A 21,951-nucleotide genomic window follows, 5' to 3' on the forward strand; every position below is an offset into this window, starting at 1 on the left:
CTGACCCAACGCCACCTTGCTTGCTGAACTTAATCAGGCTCAGTCATTAATAGTTGATGCAGCTGTTGAATCTCTTGCGAATAAGTTGATGGCGCCTGCGTTTCTACCAGCGGCATAAGAAATTGTCGTGCTTCGTCACGCATACCCAGTACGTTGAGGGTGTGAGCGAGAAAATATTGTGTATCAGCATCCTGACCATTGCGAGTGTAAGCTTCGCGTAACAGCTTAAGGCCGCTTTCCATACGATTACGGTGCACCAGACCCCAACCTTTTAACGCCAGTATATAAGGGTCTGCAGGGTTGATCGCCTCGGCGGCTGCCACATACTCAATCGCCTTTTGCGGCTCAAAATGAAAGTACAACTGGGCAAGACGGCGTGCATAACCGGCCTTCTTCGTATCGTCTTCTGCGGTAAGGTAGAGCTTCTCATAGTAAGGTGCAGCTTCTTTAAAGCGCTGTTCATAGTAATAATACTGGCCAAGCAAGCTAAGGCTGAATACCACCTCGGGCGCCGCTGCCACCCGCTTTTTCAGAACCTCCTCGAATGCTACTTTACCAATATCAATCCGGGTTAAGCCATATAACTTAGCGTACGCAAGTTCAAAAGCAGGGTTTAACTGTAATGCATGATGGTAATATTCACTGGCTTTAATCGCCCGCCCCTGCTGTTCTGCAAGGCGCCCATTTAATAACCAGAGCTCGGCGACATTGTTAAAACCAGAGGCTGCCTGAAGTACCTTCTCAGCTTCCTCAGTCTGATTCTGATTGAGGTATATTTCGGCAAGCTTAATCGGCGGTAAAGGATCATCAGGATTAATTTGCCGGGCCTGCTGCAATGACTTCACCGCCAAGCGCTGATTCCCCGACCGGATACTCGCATTGGCAATCCCTAGCAACAATGTTGCATTTCCGTTGCTGAGGGGCAGCGCTTTGTAGAGATCCAGGTCAGCCCGGTTTGACTCCTGTTGAGACACATACAACTGCGCTCGTCGAATCAGATTTCTGGCGGTATCATGCTCCAGTTCAATAAGCCGGGAAAGCATTCTCATTGAGCCCGCTGTGTTCCCCTCTTTTTGATAGATCGCTATCAGGCTTTCAATCACTGAACGATCAGTACTATCCTGTTTATACAAGGTTTCATAGCGTTCTTTAGCCAACTCTGCCTGACCAGACGAGAGTAACATTCCGGCATACATTTGTTGCAATGGCAACTGGGCAGGATACTGCGCAGCCAGTTGCTCAACCCTTTCCAACGCTTCGCTTTTATTGCCCTGGTAAAAATCCAGCCAGGCCAGATTAGCCTGAGCCGGAATCATGTTAGGATCATGGCTCAGTGCATTGTCAAATGCCACCCTGGCGTTATGAGCGTCTCCCGACATCAAATGCAGAGTACCTTTAAAATTATACCAGACCGGCGCCTGGGCTGAGCGTTGTAATTGCTGTTCAACTACATGAAGTGCCTTAGTGTAATCGCCAGCAAAACTCAGGGCGACTGCCGATACGCGGGCGACTGCTTCTGAATCCGGAAAAGTCTGCTGCAATTGCTCGAGTCGTTGCATCGCGGGGTCGCGCATGCCCCTGGCAAATAGTATTTTGACTTCCAGCAAACCGGTTTCCAGGCGCTGTGGATACCTGTCGGCAAAACTGCGCCAGGCTGGCAGGGCTTTAAATACCTTCCCGTCTTCAATAAAAAGTTCAATCAGTAGAGCCATGGACTCTGGCGTTTCTGTCAGCAATGTATCCTGTACCGGCTCCAGCAGGCCAATCGCCTGGTCGGGTTGCTTTAACGCAACATGCGTCCTGGCCAACAAAGCTAACGTCTGTGGGTAAAAAGCGCGCTCTTTAACTAAAAATGTGAATGCCTTGAGTGCCTGTTCATAACTCCCTGACTGATAAGCAATTAAGCCTTCCAGATAGTACAGTGTCTGGTCATTCGCCTTAGTGGTTTCATCCAACTGCTCGATACGCGCTCTATAAGTTGCCAGGATTGCAGAGTATTTGTCATTTGGGTCCAGACTGTTGCGCACCAACATGGCGAAAGGATCCTCTGGTGCCAGACTGAGGATAAGATCCAGCGTATTGGCCGCCTCTTCACGTTGATTGGCAGCAAGATAAACATCCACAAGTGTTCGTAACACCAGCGGGTCCTCGGGTGCAAGTACCGACGCTTTATCCACAAATTCAAACGCCTCGTCATAGCGTTGTTGATAAAGCGCTAAGCGTCCCTTGGCAAGCAATACCCGAATATCATTAGGTGCCATAGAGGCAGCTAATTCAAGCTGTTTTCTCGCTTCCTGCCAGGCTTTGTTCTCAATGGCCAGCTCGGCAAATCCCAACGCCGCAGCGAGCTCTTCCCCCAGTTCCTTCAGAGCGGAATAACTTTCCCTGGCGCAGTTGTTATTGTTTGTTTCCCGGCATGCCACTGCCCGCTGTTTCAGCCAGTCTGCACGTATGGCTGGCGTAAACGTATGAAAACCGGAGAAGCTAATTAACGATTCAAACTGTCTTGCAGTAATCAGTGAGCGTGACCATTCCCGTGCAAATAGTTCAGCATCAGCTCCTTGCTCGAGCGCCTGTTGGAAGGTATCAACTGCCAGCTCATGGCGGCCATATTCAGTCTGTATTTTGCCCAGCAATGTGAGCGCAGGAAGGTAATCGGGGAGTTGCTGGCGGCACCGCTTCAGATAAATTAGCGCTTCTTCGGAGTTACCATCAAGATAAGCAAACTCAGCTTTCTCACAGTCAATAACCACGGCTTCAGTCTGCTGGCTTTGCGCCAGACCTTGACCAACAAAACAACACCAACAAAAAAGCGCAAAAAAGAAACGTCCGGCCACGTTAATACAACTCACTAGCGGTTAACCTGGAATATCTGAATGAATCCGGCTGACAACGACTCACCGGTGTTTGCCGGATGAGCCTGGCGCGTTCATGCAGCAGCGTGCTTACGACGTCTGCGCATGACTAACAGTACTCCACCCAATAACAGGGCTGCTGTGGAAGGCGCTGATACCGGCGTTTGTTCATCCTGCGGCGGCTTGTGGGTAAATAGTTTATTATGAACTTGTACACCGCCGGTGTAAGACAATGCTGCGATACCGCCATCCAGACTACCGGTATAGCTGGTGATATCAGCGTAAGGCGCCAGTACCGAGCCATTCCAGCCATCACCATTAAAGTTAAGACCGGTGTAATCGTAAAAATTCCACAGCACCAGTGGCGAAACCGAGCTCTTCTCGAAGTTCCCTTGCGCTTTTGCATTGATATTGAGTGTGCCGGTACCTGATACGTTAATGATCATTGGCACACTTGGTGTAAAACCGAATTCAAGCCCACCACTTTGTAAATCATCACCGCTAATATTAAACACCAGCAAATCATCTGTACTGGACGATTCGAACAACTTTTTGTTCATATCTGACGTATTAAACGTGCCGTTTGCGGCCAGCGTCTGGTAATAATCGCTGTCATCGATCACGCTTTGATAGATTGCATCGAATCGGCTTTGCAATAACAATTGATCTTCTTTAATAAGGGCAGCGTCGTGATCCTGAACGTCAATGTTAGCCGGATTAGCGTTTCCGCCATACACCACGTTACCATTGAGTGCCTTGAGGCTGGGGGCGTTAATATCTCCAACTACGGTGACTGCATCAACCACGGGGTCGGCAGGAATACGACTGCCTACGTCGGTTGAAGCACCGTTAATATCACCGCCAATCATGATCCGCCCTTCAATATCACTGGACGTATTCAGATCGTTTTTCAATATTAAGTTGTATGTACCAACGTTATCAACCGAGGCAAAGCCAGATGCAGCATAAGCACACAAAACGAGACCACTAATACGACTTAACATTTTCATTTTATTCACTTTTTCATTAAAGGTTGAACTGGGCAGATCAATGCAAAATTCACACCACAACGTTAACCTATTGTTTTGTAGTATATTATAACAAAGAGAACGCACCAGTTAGCATAAAGTGTAAAGGATGCCGACAATAAAGCCTGCGATTAAGCCCCGGCAATTTTCAGTTTTTCGAGCAATACAGCACCGGTATTAACACTTCCGCGAGCATCACGTTCGGCACCAATGGCAACAATATTGGCGAACATTTCCTGCAAAGTTCCAGCAATTGTCACCTCGTGTACCGGGTATTGTATCACACCGTTTTCCACCCAGAAACCGGCCGCACCACGGGAGTAATCACCGGTTACGATGTTAACGCCCTGACCCATCATTTCGGTCACGTACAAACCCGTGCCCATCGTTTTCAGCAGTTCTGCGTCTGACTGCCCGGAATCACTGACAATCCAGTTATGAATGCCTCCGGCATGGCCGTTCGTCACGGTGTTAAGTTTGCGGGCTGAATAGCTGGTATACAGGTACGTCGACAATTTACCGCCATCGACGATGGTCATGTCTTTGGTGGCCACGCCTTCGTGATCGAAGTTACTGCTGGCCAGTCCGCCTTTTATGTGCGGGCGTTCGACAATATTCAGCCACTCCGGAAATACCTGACTGCCGAGCTTGTCGAGCAGGAAAGAAGAACGGCGATATAATGAGCCACCACTGATAGCCCCAACATAATGGCCAAACAAACTGGAAGCCAGTTGCTTATCAATTAATACCGGTACGGTGGCGGTTTTAATTTTCTGTGCGCCAAGGCGGGCCACTGTGCACTGCGCGGCTTCCAGCCCGACCGCTTCGGCGGAGTCCAGCTTGCTGGCATTGCGACTAACCGTGTAGGCATAATCGCGTTGCATATCATCCTTATCACTGGCGATCACCATACAACTCAAGCTGTAACGACTGCTGGTATAGCCGGCATTAATACCATGCGTATTACCGTACACCCGCATGCCCATATTGGCGTTATAGCTGGCCCCGTCGGAATTGGTGATCCTGGGATCATAATCCAGGGCCGCCGATTCGGCTGCCACGGCAGTCTTAATAGCTTGCTGGGGATCCAGTGGAATAGGGTGATAGAGTTCCAAATCAGGAAACTCGCTGGCTATTAACTCTGCATCCGCCAGTCCGGTACAGGGGTCTTCACTGGTATAGCGGGCAATGTCGACGGCCTTCTCAACCGCCAGTGCTAATGCCTCCATACTCAGGTCAGCGGTTGAAGCACTGCCTTTATGCTTACCCACGTAAACACTAATTCCCAGGCCACCGTCGTTGGTAAACTCAATATTTTCTACTTCCCGTAAGCGAGAGGAAACCGAAATTCCCTCAACCTTCGACATGCTGGCCTCGGCTTGTGTGGCGCCTTTTTTCAGCGCTAACTTAAGCGTATCTGCCACTTTCGATTGAATTTCTGCTAGTTGTTGTTCGATCTGCATAGAAGTTTCGCTATAAATGTCCGTTGTTCATGGCTACAATTCACCATTATCAGTTATAAACGAGAGTCCAATGAACGACCCAAGTCAGCATGATGACGCGAATTGGGATAACGACGACAGCTATCCCGAGCACGATGAATTCATTAGTAAATCTGAGCTTAAACGCCTGTCTGCCCTACGTCAGCAGGTCGGCGAGCAACTCGTAAATTTGTCTGACGCGCATATCAAAACCATCCCGATGGATGATGAACTGGCCGATGCCGTAACACTGGCCCGCAGAATAAACCGTAAAAAAGATGGCTTCCGCCGCCAGCTACAGTTTATCGGTAAGTTAATGCGCAGTCGCGATTTAACACCTATTGAAGAAGCCCTGGCCAAGTTACAACACCAGCACCAGGCGCAAAATGCACGCTTCCATCAATTAGAAAAAACCCGCGATGCGATTGCCGACCGAGGCGACGATGCCATCCAGTCAGTCCTCGATGAGCATCCGACTCTGGAGCGCCAAAAACTCCGGCAGTTCCATCGGTCTATCGCTAAGGAGCGCAGCAAAAATGCGCCACCAAAAGCTTATCGTGAGTTATTTCAATATCTTAAAGAACATATGCTGGACCAGGATTAACTGGTCCCGCCGACGGTTAGCTCGTCTATTTTTAAGGTGGGCTGGCCCACACCTACGGGCACGCTCTGACCATCCTTACCGCATACCCCTACACCACGATCCAGCGCCACATCGTTGCCGATCATGGATATCTTTTGCATCACTTCCGGGCCATTGCCAATCAGCGTAGCGCCTTTCACCGGCGCGGTAATTTTGCCATTTTCGATTAAATAGGCCTCGGCACTGGAGAACACAAACTTGCCGGAAGTAATATCCACCTGCCCGCCGGCAAAGTTAGGCGCATAAATCCCTTTATCAATCGAGCTGATAATCTCATCCGGCGTGTACTGCCCCCCCAGCATATAGGTGTTGGTCATCCGCGGCATCGGTAAATGGGCATAAGACTCACGACGACCATTGCCGGTGGGTTTTACGCCCATCAGACGGGCATTCATTTTATCCTGCATGTAGCCGGTAAGAATACCGTCTTCTATCAGCACATTATGCGCCGTTGGCGTACCCTCATCGTCTACCGTTAACGAGCCACGGCGATTATCCAGCGTCCCGTCATCCACCACCGTCACCCCTTTAGAGGCTACCTGCTGGCCCATGCGGCCGGCAAAGGTAGACGCGCCCTTACGGTTAAAATCGCCCTCAAGGCCATGTCCGACCGCCTCATGAAGCAATACACCTGGCCAGCCGTTGCCTAGTACTACTGGCATCAAGCCAGCTGGTGAGGCGATTGCCTGCATGTTAACTCTGGCCATATGCAATGCATCATCGGCGATTTGTTCGTAAAACGGACGGCCATCTTCCTGGCGGGTAAAGAATGCGTAAGTATGTCGGCCACCAGCACCGGCGCTGCCACGCTCACGGCGGTCACCATTTTCCATCAGTACTGAGCAGTTCAGTCGCACCAACGGCCGAATGTCGGTAGCCAGCGTACCGTCGCTGCCAGCCACCAGAACCTCTTCATACACGCCGCTAAGCGACACCACTACCTGATTAATACTGCTGTCCTGTTGACGAATATAGCCGTCTACGGCTTTCAGCAAGGCTATTTTTTCTGCCTCAGCCATGGCCAGGATGGGGTTATCAGCAGCGTACCGCGGTGCTGGCGTGATGTCGCTTAGGGTACCAACATTTACCTGACCACCAGCGGGCGCAATGCTGCGAGCCGCTGTACAAGCCTTGGTAATCGCTTCCACACTGATTTCATCAGAGTAAGCAAAACCAGTCTTCTCGCCACTCACCGCGCGCACGCCTACACCGCGCTCCAGATTGAAGCTGCCTTCTTTAATAATACCGTCTTCCATTACCCAACTTTCGTGTTGGCTGGATTGAAAATATAAGTCGGCGTAATCGGTTTGATGAGAATGAATCGAAGCAAGTGCGGTATCCAGTGATTGTCGGGATAACCCTGAATCAGCCAGCAAATTAGTTTCAACTTGATTTATCAAAGTGACTCCTGAAACGATTGTGTTGAGCCAATGGCATGGCTTGTCGGTATTTATTGATGTCCGTCAGAGACACGGCATGCTGCACAATGCCTGTTGCGGTTTCCCGCTCTGCCAGCAAATCACCCCAGGGCGAATATATCACGCTGTGCCCGTAGGTTTCACGGCCATTTTCATGGATGCCGGTTTGGTTAGCGGCTACTACGAAACACTGCTTTTCAATCGCTCTGGCACGCACTAACGTATGCCAGTGCGCCGCACCGGTCACCTGGGTAAATGCAGCAGGCAACACCAGTACATCAATATCGCCCATGGCGTCGAACAAACCGGGAAAGCGCACATCATAACATACTGCAACACCAATTCGCCCATGTGGAGTATCAATGACTACAACCCGCTCACCCGCCTGCGTGTACTTCGACTCTTTGTAGGCTTTGGTATTATCGGCCACGGCGGCATCAAATAAATGGATCTTCTGATAGCAGTCGAGCGTTTTGCCCTGTGGGCCGAACACAAAGCAGGAAGCGGTAAATTTGTGCGCGTCGTTGCAAGCTGCCGGAATCGTCCCGGCCACCAGATAACATTGAAACCTGGCCGCAATCCGGGCCAGTCGGGCTTGGATGGGCCCATCACCGGGTGACTCTGCGATAGTCAGTAGAAAACCGTCACGGGTACCAAAGCAGGCAAAACATTCGGGGAGCACTACCACAGTATGGGCGGGTAATGCGGCTTCTGCCAGTTGGTCTTCAACATAATCCAGATTCGCATCAACATCCGGGCCGGATGTCATTTGCAGGGCGGCAAGATTAACTGTCTGCATCGATAGGCTCCTTTGACTCTGCGGGTTCTACCGGCTGACTATCGATACCTTCGGGCTGCGCTGGCTGACGTTGTGCAGGCAGCTCAATGTCGGTGCTATCGCGGCCGACTTCTTCGAGTTCCGGGTTATCGATGGTGCCGGTAATGTGGTAATTCACATTAGAGATCACCTTGGCTGAGGTCAATACCTGATCGAGCGCCAGTGCCGCCAGTGCGGTGGGCGGATTCACCATAAAATATACCAGGAAAGGCAGGTTGCCGGTTACATTCGGCGCGAAGCTAACATTGTAGTTTAGCGTCTTATTGGCCAGATCGGTATAACCTTTGATTTCAATCTCACCGGCGCCACCATCGATCACAGTGTCGGTAGTATTTGCCACCCCGTCAACAATCTCCAGACTGCCCTTGATATCATCATAGAAAAAGCCCTGGGCAAACACATCACGGAAATCAAGACTGAGTTTTCTGACCAGGGAGTTAAGGCTGAATAGGGTAAATATACGCGAGCCTTTATCGCTCACCTGGGTAAGGTAGCCGTCAGTCAGTTCGGTTTTTACGCTGCCGTTTAACGACTCCATGGTAAAATTAAACGGCGAGTTATCCCAGTTAAGCACAAAATCAATGTTCGCCTTAGAGTCCTTTATGCCGGAGTTGACGCCTAACTCTGACAACATCCCGCCTATATTGTGACTGTTAATATCACCTTCGAAGTGCGTCACTGAGGTTTTATTACCAGCTGTAATCCAACTGCCGGATGCCCGCAACTGACCGAAATCGTTCGTGGCATCAAAGCGTTTGATTAACATGCCGTTATCCGTGCGGGTAACTTCTAAGTCCACGGTGCCGAAATCCCTGTCGAGCAAATTACAGGCATCACAATGAAAACGAATGGGTGGCAGTGCATCGGGCTGGTAGTCATACTCCGCCTTTTCCTGTTCACCCTCGTCAGTTTGCCACTCGGCAAGCCGAATAAAATCGGCATCAATTTCTAGGCCCTGCTCCAGCCAGGCATCAAACAGTTTTATTTCCGCTTTAGCCTGGGACGAGAGCACATTCAGCGACCAGTTATTACTCTGCTGGCGTGCCGAAATTGTCACATCGGTGAGGGTCTGGCCGGCCACAATCAGGTTTTCAGTTTCAACGAATATCCGTTGCGGTACGGAGAAGTAGCCCGGCTGCTGCGTAGCCTTTGTTGTTTGGCCGGTGTCTGACGACAGCCCGCCAACCAGTAAATCAATAACCTGATACCAGCGGGCTACATCCACCTCAGGCATAGCCGCAGAAATACTGAATCCCGTTCCAAGCCCAACGATATCGCTATTGCCCAGGGCCAGGTGGGCACCGGCAAACTGTTTGGTATCATGGGGCAGAACGCCAGAGAAATTAATATCATTGCCAACACTCAGGGTTATGTCTGACGCATCCTTATTGCCATCCACCAACACCATAAGCTCTTTCACCGTCATCGCATCTTTGTAAAACGGCGCAGGTAAACGCGATTCAACACCAGACAACTCGCTGGTCAGACTGGCATTATACTGAAAGCCATCCTTACCCAGCGATACCGATACATCAGTTCGCCACTGCGCATCGCCACTAAGGTAATCGGCAAATGCCGGGTTCATCATTTTAATTAAGGGCTGCGCGGCCCAGTTCCCGCTGAGTTCAATATCCAGTAGATACTCATCGCTCAGTTGATTACCAGCAAGTTCCACTGCCACCGGCTGATCAAATAGCGAAGCAGTCAGGCCGTTAATGGCAATATTGGCATTAGAAAAACTCACTTCACCGCTGGCCCGGGTAAATTTAAGGTCCAGGCTGTTAACGTTAACCTGGTTACCGTCAAGCCGGGCTATGCCCGTGGCTTTCACATGCTTCCCGTTTAAGGGGATTTCAAGCTTAACCTCACTGGCAACCGGCCCGGTAACCACTACATCCTGGGTAAGGATTTTGCCCAGCGAATCCTTTAACCCCGAATTACGCATCAGCGCGGCCACCTGCCCGCCCGAGCCTTTCCCTTTCGCATCAATAGTCAGCACTGAAGAACCGCTAAGGCGTGGAATGCGGGCGTATAAGTCGGATAGTTCAATGTCCATCAACTGACTGGCCGGGCTGGTCATGGTGAGTGATTCATTTTCAAACATCAGCCGCATATTAAGATTAGCTAACGCTGGCCAGTCCGGAGCGAAAGTAAATCCGGCGTCAGTAACGTCTACCCGGGCCTGAAACACGCCCTGGTCGTCGGCAAACGGAAACTCTGCCGGGTTACCAAACCACAGCACGCTGGCATTCTGTACTTGTCCGCCGCCGCTAAAGGCCCGTTGCAGGTAATTCACCGTTCCCTCGCCCATATAGGCGGCCGGGAAAAATCCGGGTACGTCAGTTAATGCCATGTGCTTAATGTCCATCGCAGCACTCAGTAAACCATTACCAAACTGATAGCGGATATCCTGGGTAAAGCTCAATAACTCGCTCTCCACCTGCATATTTTGCAGGCTCAACACCCAATCGCCTTCATTTTCCGGGTATAAATAAACCCGTCCACGTATTTTATCGAGGGTGAGGTTCTGGGGTAACAGATTATTAATGGTAAGCTCTGAGTCCCTGGCTTCCAGTTCCAGTACACCATGATTTTGATGCCAGAAAAACTCGCCATCAATGGCACTGAGTCCAGGTACATTACTGCTCTGATTCCAGTGCATATCAAAAATCTTCGCCGCCACAGACAGGGCTTTTTGCTGCCATTGCAACTGTAAAGTCGCCAGCTCGGCCGTTGGGCTAAGCCGTTTAACCAGTTGTCCGCCGTTACCATCAGTAAACAGCGGTACAAGGGCCATAAGAGGCGCAAGAGAGATAGGTTTAACCGTATTAATGGTTAGCTCCCCGTCGCCATTCAGGCGTCCAACCAGGTCAGTGACCAGGGTATTGTTGTCGGCTTGCAGAATTAACTGATCCACCCTGACTGACCAGCCATCCGCCGATGGCAACGCCTGAATACTACCGCCGAGGATCTGCGATTGCAGAATATTATTGTCACCGGTCAGTCGCCAGGCAATATCACTGTCGTCAAACTCCACCTGCACAGCGTCGATATGATTGTTTTGCAGACTCGCCCAGACCTCAAAATTGCCACGACTGCGTTCAACCGGCGAACGGGTGGGTAGCAAAGCACTAATCCACGGCGAAATATCCAGTGACTCCCCTTTCACATACAGGGTGCCGGACAAGTCTGATTTACCGCCATACAAGTCGAGTATAAAAGAGGCAGAGTTATTGGCAATATCCTGTACCCGGATTTCGCCCCGCCCCTGGTGACGACTGTCGCGGTTGACCCAGTATAGCTGGGATAACTCAATGATTTCTTCTTCGGCAGGGGTGACCAGTGTCACCTCGCCATGCAACAGTGAAAAGCTTTGCAACTGGTCGAGAAACAAACTGCGCAGGGCCTCAACAATGGGAAAGTCCCCTTCGTTGCCTTTTTGCATGCGCTGGGTATCTAGCCGGGCGTGCAGGCCAACCAAGTCGAAACGCTTAGACGATAATTCCCGCTGTTGCAGGGATTGCCAGAAATCAACTTCTACATAAACCTGCTCGAGTTTGAGCTCTACCGGCGATAGATCGTTTTGTTGAAACTCAACGCCATTGAGCACGATACTCGGGCCAGTGCCTTGCCAGGTCGCGGACAGGCTGTCAATAGTCAGCTGAATGCCGTACTGGGCACTCAGGTAATCTTCAATGAGTTGTTTTTCTTCGTCGAGATAAGGCAGGGTGAAGCGCAAAGCGCTAAGTAAAACAGCAAACAGTACCAGTACAATAGCGCAGAACAGCCAGAGTTTTTTAACAATGTAAGCGGCAACAGAAAGGGGTCGGTTCACATCATTACCACATCGTACTTATCCTGGTTGTATAAGGTTTCTGTTTGTACTTTTATTTGTTTCGAAACGAATACTTCCAGTTCGGCCAACATGTGAGATTCCTCTCCCAACAAATAATCGGCCACAGTGGGCGACGCGTAAACCACAAACATATCGGCATCGTAAGCACGGTTTACCCTGACAATTTCACGCATGATCTCAAAGCAAATGGTTTCAATGGTTTTAACCGTACCGCGTCCTTTGCAAACCGGGCAATCGCCACACAAAATATGCTCGAGGCTTTCGCGAGTTCGCTTGCGGGTCATTTCCACCAGACCCAGTGAGGTAAAGCCATGAATATTGATTTTGGCCCGGTCTTTACTGGTTGCAGCTTCCAGGCTGTTAAGTACCCGGCGTTTATGGTCGTTATTCGTCATATCGATAAAATCGATAAGGATCATGCCACCCAGATTGCGCAGTCTAAGCTGACGGGCAATGGCCAGAGTTGCTTCGATATTGGTGTTAAAAATAGTTTCTTCGAGATTACGATGGCCAACAAAAGCACCGGTATTAATATCGATGGTGGTCATGGCCTCGGTTTGATCGATAATCAGATAACCACCGGATTTCAGATCCACCCGACGCTCCAGCGCCCGTTGCATCTCGTTTTCAACATCGTAGAGATCAAAAATAGGCCGGTCGCCGGGGTAATACTCCAGCTTTGAATGCATTTCCGGTACATATTCCTTAGTGAACTGACCAAGCTCATGATGCGAAAGGTTAGAGTCAATCCTGATGCGGTCAAGTTCGGTACCCACAAAATCCCGTAATACACGCCGGGCAAGGGGTAAATCTTCGTACAGCACATGAGAGCGCCGCTTCTTCATACGCTGTTGAATTTTGCTCCATAAGCGGCGTAAAAAGGCCGCATCTGCCTTCAGTTCCGGCTGGCTGACACCTTCTGCTGCAGTGCGCAGGATAAATCCGCCTTCCTCGTCGCAAAACTCAGCCACCAGTTCTTTTAATCGCTCTCGCTCGGTTTCATCTTCAATGCGCTGTGATACTCCAACATGAGTCACGCTGGGCATAAATACCAGGTATCGGGATGGAATAGTGATGTCAGTGGTCAGCCGGGCACCTTTGGTGCCAATGGGGTCTTTCACCACCTGCACCACAATGTCCTGACCATCGCGTACCAGGTCGCGGATGTCATGTTTTTCGATATGACTGGTTGAGACTTCCCCCACCACCTCGTTATGAATAACGATGTCTGAAGCATGCAAGAATGCGGCTTTATCCAGCCCAATGTCCACAAAGGCCGCCTGCATGCCGGGCAATACCCGGCTAACTTTACCGCGATAAATATTGCCTACCAGGCCACGTTTGGTATGACGCTCCACGTGGACTTCCTGCAGAATACCATTTTCTATCAGTGCAACACGCGACTCTGACGGTGTAACGTTAATCAGTAGTTCTGCACTCATTCCATCACTCCAAACTCTTGCAGTAGTTGTACGGTTTCATACAGCGGTAACCCCACAACGGCGCTGTAACTGCCTTCAATCGATTTGACAAACTGACCGGCAATTCCCTGAATTCCATAGGCCCCTGCTTTATCAGCGGGCTCTCCGGTTGCCCAGTAGCGGGCGATTTGTGCATTGGATAACCGGGCAAAATGCACCTGGGTTATCACGCAATTGGTTTTCTGCCTGGTACCATCAAGCAGGCTTACTGCGGTCATCACCTGATGAGTACGGTCGCTTAATGCTCCTAACATGGCAGCTGCATCGGCAAAGTCGACAGGTTTCCCCAGGGCTTTGTTATCCAGTACCACTACCGTGTCAGATGCCAGAACCACCGCGTCTCCTATATCAGAATGGTTCAATGCGGCGGCGTTTGCTTTCTCAGCTGCCAGACGTGTTACCAGCGTTTCGGGCTGTTCATCCGCTAACGGCGACTCATCCAGATCCACAGGCCTGATACTAAATTTGACCCCAATCTGAGTTAATAGTTCGGCGCGTCGCGGTGACGCTGAGGCCAGTACCAGTTTTCGCAGCTGACTCATGTGATCCTCAGTTGCCGTCTGACTTTACGTAATAACCAGAAAATCCAGGGCCATAGAGCCATCGAAGTCAGCACCGGCCAAAGCTCTTCAAAGCGAAAGGTAACGTCGGTCAGTAAACGCAGTAACCAGAACAATAACGAATGGTATAACGCCGACACCACGCCGATGATCACCGCTTGCTGCCACACCGAGTAATTTCGTAGGCGCTGGTAATTAGCCGCTAAAACATAAATGGAGATACTTAGTGCAAAACTGTGTACGCCCATGGCAGTGCCAAGCAGAATGTCCAGTGCCAGACCGCTGGTAAAGGCTACTCCCACGTTGGCGCGGTGCGGTAAGGCCATTACCCAGTAAGACAACACAATCAGTACCCAGTCCGGACGGTATAAATCCACCTGTACAGGCACCGGAATAATCTGAAATACCATGGCAATTAGCAGCGTAATTGCAATGGTGTAATGACGCACCTTAATCATCCGTCACCGCCGACGCCTGTTCATCAGGCCCAGAGGAACTTTGCGGCCACAGCAATAACAGGTATTTCAGCCGGTTTAGCCGAGCCTGTGGTGCTATGGTTACCTGTGCAAAAGGGCGCGACTCATCACGAATTACCTGAGTCACTTCAGCCACCGGGTATCCCTCAGGAAACACTTCACCCAGTCCGGAGGAGACCAGTACATCGCCTTCGCGGATATCGGCACTGTGGGCTACGTGAGTCAGATACAATTCATCGATAGCGCCGCTTCCCGAGGCAATAAAGCGACTGTTATTCCGGATAGAACGAACCGGTATGGAGTGCGTTACGTCACTGATCAACAGTACTCGGCTGTTGGTGGTACCTACTTCCATGACCTGTCCGACAATCCCTCTCTCGTCGAGGATTGACTGGCCAAGATATACCCCGTCGATAGCGCCTTTATTAATTACAATTTGCTGGCTGTAGGGCGTGTTATCCACCGCCATTAATTCTGCCACCATCTTACGCATATCCTGGCGCACCGGCGCATCGAGCAAACGACGTAGTTCTTTGTTTTCCTGCTCTAATGCCTCAAAGCGCTGGAGCTTTTCATTCTGCAACAACAAGCGGTTGGTAAGCTGCTCATTCTCTTCTATAAGCGCCTGCTGTGAAGTCAGGCGCTGGGCGCTGGCATTCAGTAGCTGTCCGGGTAAATTGGCCAGATACTGAACCGGGCTGACCAGAGAATTAAGCAGAACCCGGGTGGTTGAGAACGCGTCGAGTTTAAAATCGAGCACGATCAACATCACCGACATTGCCAGGGCTAATGCCAGCCGTATATTGAGCGAAGGGCCACGGGTAAAAATTGTATCCATAATGCAAGAAGGCAACCTTAGAAGGTTGCCTTGTCTATTTACTCGTAGCTAAACAAATCCCCACCGTGCATGTCTATCATGTCGAAGGCTTTGCCCCCGCCACGCGCCACGCAGGTGAGCGGATCGTCAGCAATAACCACTGGAATGCCGGTTTCTTCCATTAGCAACCGGTCGAGATCTTTAAGTAGCGCACCACCGCCGGTTAGCACCATGCCACGCTCTGAAATATCAGACGCCAGTTCTGGCGGTGACTGCTCAAGCGCCACCATCACCGCTGAAACGATGCCGGTTAATGGCTCCTGCAGTGCTTCCAGGATCTCGTTTGAGTTAAGTATAAAGCCACGCGGTACGCCTTCCGCCAGGTTACGACCACGAACTTCAATTTCGCGAACTTCTTCACCCGGATAGGCGGCACCGATTTCGTGCTTTATACGTTCTGCCGTGGCTTCACCAATCAGCGAGCCAAAGTTACGGCGGATGTAGTTGATAATAGCTTCATCGAACTTATCACCACCAATGCGTACTGAAGAGGAATAGACCACCCCGTTTAATGAAATAATTGCGACCTCAGTGGTACCACCACCAATATCGACAACCATTGAACCGGTTGCTTCAGATACCGGCAGGCCAGCACCTATCGCCGCCGCCATGGGCTCATCAATCAGATACACTTCACGGGCACCAGCACCCAGTGCCGATTCTTTGATTGCGCGACGCTCAACCTGGGTAGAACCACAGGGAACACACACCAGTACGCGTGGGCTCGGACGTAAAAAGTTATTGTCATGCACTTGCTTAATAAAGTGCTGAAGCATTTTCTCGGTCACGTAGAAATCGGCGATAACACCATCTTTCATTGGCCTGATTGCGCGAATATTGCCTGGCGTTCTGCCCAGCATGCGCTTTGCCTCAGCACCCACAGCGGCAACACTCTTAGGGCCGGCGGCACGTTCCTGGCGAATAGCAACAACGGAGGGTTCATTCAGCACGATGCCCTGATCTTTAACGTAGATCAACGTATTGGCTGTTCCGAGGTCGATGGACAGATCGTTAGAGAACATGCCTCGAAGTTTTTTAAACATGAAGTGGTATTTCCTGTAATAAGCACCTGTCACTGCGCCGTGAAGTGCGGGAATAAGGCGGCTGGACGTGATTTAACAACTATCCGCACACTTTAACAATGGGGGCTATTTTGAGCAAGTAAACTCCCTGACTAAACCGAAAAAAACCAGGCTTTGCCCTTATTTGCCCGTCGCTTTGACCATGGGGGCTGCTCAGCGTTCAACTATTATACAAGCTTAATTCCCAGGGCAGGTATTTCTGCTTATACAAGATTGCGCCGTCGCACTGCCAATCGTTGGTTTAAAAGCTCTCCCGAATGTGTATGGTGCGGTCGTTGCCGCGATAAATACCAAAGAAGGCTTCTCCGGTCGGCTTATCGTCCGTGTCGATGTCACCGTCACCGTCCCAGTCGATATTAAGATACTCCGCCCAGTCTGCGCCCGCTGCTGCTGGCTCCAGGGTTAATCTTACTGCACCACGCAAAGCCACGCCGTTGTGCATGGCCGGCCCCAGATTAATCATTGAGCCCGGGCTTTTACCGGCAGATAGCACGCCGGTACTGCTGATGGCGGGGAGATAACCGGTAATATCCTGCTCATCATTCCCCTCAGAAGCGCTGGCAACCGACACCTGACCACTACTCTGAGATAAACTTAAAGCGGTACAGTTGTCCTGCACGTTTATCATCCAGTTGCCACTATCGTAATATTCCGTGACCAGCGGGGCCGTCAGGGTTTCGGTTTCCGGCCCAAAAGTGTTTTCAAAGCGTATTCTACCGTACCGCATCTGCGCGCCCCGAATAGAGTTAAAACTAAACCCTTCACAACTTCCCGGATACGTACTTTGATAACACACACCATCGGCATCAGTTAAAAATGACGCATCGAAGGCCATTGTAATATCAGCATCAAACGGTGAGCCATTTCCGGCGCTGGGCGCCAGAGTAGCAATTTTGCTGTAAACCAATTTTGTATCCAACACAGTGATAGTGCCTTCGCCGTTATACTGTGTATAGTCACTGACCACTGGTACACTGCCGACATCCAAGGCGCTTACATCGCCGCTGTAAAGAGTGTTATCAGCCACCGTCACCGCCGACAAACCACTGCTGCCCGGATTGAGTGCCCATAAACTGTCAGAGTAATTCTGTGTGATCTGACCTAAAGCATTATAGGCCGTAATCAACAGTTCAGGTTCGCTGCCAATGCTGAAACCGAATGGCTGCCCGATGTAAGTAAACTGCCCGCCACACTGATTTTCAAGCTGAGGAGTGATCGCCGCTTCCACTGAAAAATATGCTGGAATAAACCGATTGAACGTTAGAGCGTCCCCACCAACGCTGTCTGCCTGAATACTATTACCTAGATAGTTAGCATCCTGACTATCCCATTCATAGCTACCCACTTCTGAAGACGCCGCCTGATTATAACTCCACTTACCACTTACAAACGGCTCCACTGATACGTCTTGCCAACTTGTACTAACACTACTGGTCACAGTCTGGTTATTCGCCACTTGCATCTGCGACTCTGCCGCCCCCATGGCCGCCGGCACTATACGCTTCAGTCGCATCTGTAGCGCGCCTGGCGAATAGCCTGATAACACTCCATCATGCGCACCCAATGCCGTAATCGACAGACTGAAACTAGCACCGGCAGTGTGAGGCAACGCTTCATTAGACGTCATTAACAGTCGCGCCGGAATGCTATCCACCAGAGCGTTGGCAGATTCAATGGTAGCGCCATTGACTTCGGCACTTAACGAAATTGCCACACGGCCAGCGTCAGCATACTGATAACCCGCCAGACTGGATTCACCATTGCTATTAAAGGTCACTGCAATGTCGCCGTGACTAGTCCCATCCGGAACGTTGGGAGCCACACCGGCAAAAGGGACAGTGCACTGGTCAGGAGAATAGCCAGAGCCAGCTGACACACAATCATAGTTTAAAGAAAGCGTTTGCTCTCCGGAGAGTAAGGGTTTACAAACGCCATCGTCATCCCTTACCAATCTAAAACCGATTCGTCCCAGATCGCTTTGGGCAACGATGTCTGGTAATACCGCAGAATAGGGAGAGGCAGTATCGTAAAATTCGAACCCCGCAGCCACAAAATCGATACTGCAGTCACCGGAACACTGGGCAGCATACTCTGGAGTCGAGACCGAATCAGTTGCGACGACAGACAAAACAACATTGCCTGGCGACGACTGCGTCAGGTTTACGGTCCTGCTACCGATAAAAGTGATGGGCATTGCTGGTGTCCAGCTCCTCCCGGACAGACTGATGCTGGTAGGGCTGGCAGACAACTCGTTACAATCTTCGTCTGAGCATGCCTTTACGGTAACTGCAGCTGAGCTGCAGGTTAACGCTTCTTCGGGGTGAACGATTTCGTAATGATGTACTCTGAAACATTCTTCGGTATCCAGCATATCTGCCCGAACCAGTGCCAGGGTTTGCTCGTAATCGTAAATCCGCACATCATCAAAAATACCGTTAGCTGAATTGCTGGTCATATCTGCAACCAGATAACTGGAAGCATTGTCGCCAATAATAAGTGTACCGAGCTTTCCAAATCCCGCTTGGGGTACAGAAGCTCGCCCACCCATAAAAATATTGCGACTGTTTACATACAGCAAGACCTCATTGCTGATAATGTCCCAACTGATAGCTATATGCACCCATTCTTCTGCGGGGTAATACTGAGATTCGGTGATATATTGCAAATCACCGTCATTAAAATCTTCCATCCCAAATGCCAGTTCGCCGTCATTTGTAAGAGCAAGATAAAAATATTTCCCGCTGTCGCTGTCACTATCACTGGCATCAAACAATTGCCGGTGGCCACCGTTTACCCAAGGCGTATTACTCCGATACCAGAGTGAAATAGTGCCACGTGGCCCCACATCATTAATATCGACATTGGTATTCAGTCCGGTTACACCACTGTCATTGCTGGCAGCAATATCCATAGCACGACAAGATACCGGTGCATCGGGTAGTACGGGCGTAACGCCTGAAAGCGCCGTACCATTATTATTGCGCGACGAGCTATCCGGCACTGCGCCATTGCCATTCCAAACAGATTCTTCAAATTTATAATGGGCCAGGGGCGCAACATCACCACAATTAATACAGCCATAATCTGAAGCGCCGTACAGCGCCTGGATTTCACCGGCAGACATTACACCATGGTAAAACTGGATATCATCCATACTGCCGGTAAGATAATCAGTCACCAGACTTTGGTTGCTAGTGCCCGTTGCAAAGTTTTCCCCTGAAGCGCCAAACAGCAAAGGCTGCTGGTTAAACGACCAGTCGTATTCTGAGTCGGTATAACCCCCCTGAAAGACGCCATCAATGTAATACTGCATACCATTGTTGTCCCATTGATAGGCAATATGATGCCATTGGCCGGCAGACAAGGTTTGGGAAGATATCACTTCATCACTGTTACTACTTGTTTCCTGATGAAAAACCAATTGCCCTGCACCATTCACATAGGCGGTAAAGTACCCTTCACTGTTGCGTTGTAAACCATCTTTAGACACCAAAGCCATTCGTTCGTTGACATTACCGGACAACGTCTCAAGCCTGACCCAAAAAGTTAGCGTTCCAGCCTCGATGGCAAATTCACTTTGGTGCGCCACTTCAACATAACTGTCGCCGTCAAAAGCAAGGCCCTGGCAAAAGCGCCCATTGCTATCTAAGGCAACATTGCCTTTAGCAGTGCCATGGAAACCACTCACGGTATCAACAATTTCACCGCTTTTACCACTGACGCTGCAAACATCGAAATCCCAATGTGACACGGCATAAGCCGATGATTCGCAATTGATACAGGACGCACTATTCAGATCGTAAAGTAAGCTAACCTGCTGAGCATTTAGCTGAGCGTTATAAAGACGTAAGTCATCTAGTTGGCCCTTATAAAAGTCTCTCAGCCTGCTGACATCCTGACCAGGGCCTGGCAAATCACCGCCATTGGCGGCCAGAGTCAATAACGCACTGTTGTTGCTTAAACCGGCTTTGTAACTGCCAGATGATGCCGCCAATGCATTATCAATATACAGCAGCATGCCATCTTTACCGACCGTGTACACGACATGATGCCACTGGCCTGGTGTAATAGATGGCGCAGACTGTAACTGGTAGCTGGTATTTGCAGATTGCTGTTTAACCGAAATCGCCCCTGCAGGGGTTACCGATATCGTAAAATGACCACCACTGCCAAACCCTCTTAAGTCTTTCGAAACCAGCGCCATACCGCCGTTAAGAGCTTCATTGGTAAAGTTTAAGTCATCGGTTTGCAGCCAGAATGAAATACTGAAGTCAGCCGCGGCATAACTACTTTGGTGAGGAATACTAATGATGTCACCATCGCCACGAAACTGCCCAGCCTGGCATAGCTTACCGTCGTCTTTTATACCGGGTAAATTATTCGATGTACCATGGTTTCCAGCAATAATGTCAGGTAGATCACCAGCTCTTCCGGTAAGACTACAAACATCAAAAGGCCAGTGCCCAACCGGGTCGGGCAAAGTCACCTCTGTATCACACATTCCCTCTGCTGGTAAAAGGCTTATTGATGATTCGGCATAGGTAACGGTAGCTTCATTATCAAGATGTACCGTTTTCGCATTAGCAGCGCCAGTATGACTGGCCCGATAATTATATCTTATGGTTTCAACGGCAAATAAAAAGCCATTTATCTCAACTTCATTACTGACAAAAATACTGTCATAACCAATTACCAGTAAATTCCCGGGTTCGGCATCATCCAAGCGGTTTAAGCCGCTTCGGTACTCGAGTTCCAAATTGTTTTTTGTCAGCAATACCACTTTCGCTCCGGGCATTAAGCGAATATTACTTTCATTTTGAAGCACTAATTTACCAATCCAATAAGTCCCTGAAGACAGATACAACGTTGAACGGTAACGTAGCGTAAGCTCGTTGATATGATAAATGCCCTCTTCAGTTGCAGTCAGGGTACTTTCATTGCTAAGCGTTATTACATCATAGTGGCCGGCGTCAAAGGTGTCGCTCCCCCTGTAGCCAATATCAATATCTTGTGAGCCTCTGGAATTCTCGAAATTACGAGGGTAGGTTATCTCGTTGGATGGATCGCCCGAAGCGATACAGTGGGCACTTACACAGCTTAACTTCGACGTGCTGGAGTCTTTGTCGTAATAAACTTCATCGACAGCAAGAATCCCGTCACTACCGATAGCCATTGCATTGAAGTCAAACTCCACGTCGCCACTTGGATGATAGGAGGAAACCGGATCAGGAAAGGCAGCTGAACAGGAAGCGCCAATGGCCAGTGCGCAGTGAAACCACAATACTAATAAACAAAGCCATCTCATTGCAAAACAACACCTTTATAAAATACCATCTAGTCGCTGTTACTCTCGCCT

13 protein-coding genes are annotated in these 21,951 nt (G+C 50.0%); 1 reads left to right on the top strand and 12 read right to left on the bottom strand.

Annotated elements, in window-relative coordinates:
- Positions 1–29: 29 nt before the first annotated feature.
- The 3 genes from AC2T0J_RS03515 to pmbA all read right to left on the bottom strand — a co-directional run bounded on the left by AC2T0J_RS03515 (position 30) and on the right by pmbA (position 5,346).
- The gene (locus AC2T0J_RS03515; protein ID WP_489808796.1) at positions 30–2,852 is read right to left on the bottom strand and encodes a tetratricopeptide repeat protein; all 2,823 of its coding nucleotides are present in this window, start codon (positions 2,850–2,852) and stop codon (positions 30–32) included.
- Positions 2,853–2,929: 77 nt separating this feature from the next.
- Positions 2,930–3,865, bottom strand: a complete 936-nt coding sequence (locus tag AC2T0J_RS03520; protein WP_489808797.1) for a choice-of-anchor A family protein — start codon at positions 3,863–3,865, stop codon at positions 2,930–2,932.
- A gap of 149 nt (positions 3,866–4,014) precedes the next feature.
- A complete protein-coding gene (gene pmbA, locus AC2T0J_RS03525; protein WP_489808798.1) occupies positions 4,015–5,346 on the bottom strand; it encodes a metalloprotease PmbA in 1,332 nt (443 codons plus the stop codon).
- A gap of 70 nt (positions 5,347–5,416) precedes the next feature.
- Between pmbA and yjgA the strand changes: the two genes are divergently transcribed.
- Positions 5,417–5,968: a ribosome biogenesis factor YjgA gene (gene yjgA / locus AC2T0J_RS03530; protein ID WP_489808799.1), complete on the top strand. Its 552-nt coding sequence runs from the start codon at positions 5,417–5,419 to the stop codon at positions 5,966–5,968.
- On the opposite strand, the gene tldD is transcribed toward yjgA, so the two are convergent.
- The 9 genes from tldD to AC2T0J_RS03575 all read right to left on the bottom strand — a co-directional run bounded on the left by tldD (position 5,965) and on the right by AC2T0J_RS03575 (position 21,900).
- Positions 5,965–7,407 carry a metalloprotease TldD gene (gene tldD, locus AC2T0J_RS03535; RefSeq protein WP_489808800.1) on the bottom strand — a complete coding sequence of 481 codons (1,443 nt, stop codon included), beginning with the start codon at positions 7,405–7,407 and terminating at the stop codon, positions 5,965–5,967. The genes yjgA and tldD overlap by 4 nt on opposite strands.
- Positions 7,391–8,224, bottom strand: a complete 834-nt coding sequence (locus tag AC2T0J_RS03540; RefSeq protein ID WP_489808801.1) for a carbon-nitrogen hydrolase family protein — start codon at positions 8,222–8,224, stop codon at positions 7,391–7,393. The genes tldD and AC2T0J_RS03540 overlap by 17 nt, the downstream gene beginning before the upstream one ends.
- Entirely contained in the window at positions 8,211–12,098 is a 3,888-nt protein-coding gene (locus AC2T0J_RS03545) for a YhdP family protein (RefSeq protein WP_489808802.1), read from the bottom strand. The genes AC2T0J_RS03540 and AC2T0J_RS03545 overlap by 14 nt, the downstream gene beginning before the upstream one ends.
- Positions 12,095–13,561 (bottom strand): ribonuclease G, encoded by a 1,467-nt coding sequence (rng, locus tag AC2T0J_RS03550; RefSeq protein WP_123327143.1) that lies wholly within the window; start codon positions 13,559–13,561, stop codon positions 12,095–12,097. The genes AC2T0J_RS03545 and rng overlap by 4 nt, the downstream gene beginning before the upstream one ends.
- A complete protein-coding gene (locus AC2T0J_RS03555) occupies positions 13,558–14,142 on the bottom strand; it encodes a Maf family protein (protein ID WP_489808803.1) in 585 nt (194 codons plus the stop codon). Before AC2T0J_RS03555 ends, rng begins: the two co-directional genes overlap by 4 nt.
- Positions 14,139–14,618, bottom strand: coding sequence for a rod shape-determining protein MreD (mreD, locus tag AC2T0J_RS03560; RefSeq protein ID WP_377907574.1), 480 nt, complete (start codon positions 14,616–14,618; stop codon positions 14,139–14,141). Before mreD ends, AC2T0J_RS03555 begins: the two co-directional genes overlap by 4 nt.
- Complete coding sequence (mreC, locus tag AC2T0J_RS03565; protein ID WP_489808804.1) at positions 14,611–15,474, bottom strand: rod shape-determining protein MreC; 864 nt, start codon at positions 15,472–15,474, stop codon at positions 14,611–14,613. Before mreC ends, mreD begins: the two co-directional genes overlap by 8 nt.
- Before the next feature lie 38 nt (positions 15,475–15,512).
- The gene (locus AC2T0J_RS03570) at positions 15,513–16,556 is read right to left on the bottom strand and encodes a rod shape-determining protein (protein ID WP_073316955.1); all 1,044 of its coding nucleotides are present in this window, start codon (positions 16,554–16,556) and stop codon (positions 15,513–15,515) included.
- Between the two features lie 280 nt (positions 16,557–16,836).
- Positions 16,837–21,900 carry a LamG-like jellyroll fold domain-containing protein gene (locus AC2T0J_RS03575; protein WP_489808805.1) on the bottom strand — a complete coding sequence of 1,688 codons (5,064 nt, stop codon included), beginning with the start codon at positions 21,898–21,900 and terminating at the stop codon, positions 16,837–16,839.
- Between the last annotated feature and the right edge of the window lie 51 nt (positions 21,901–21,951).

Source organism: Alteromonas sp. ISO5 (genome assembly GCF_058105165.1).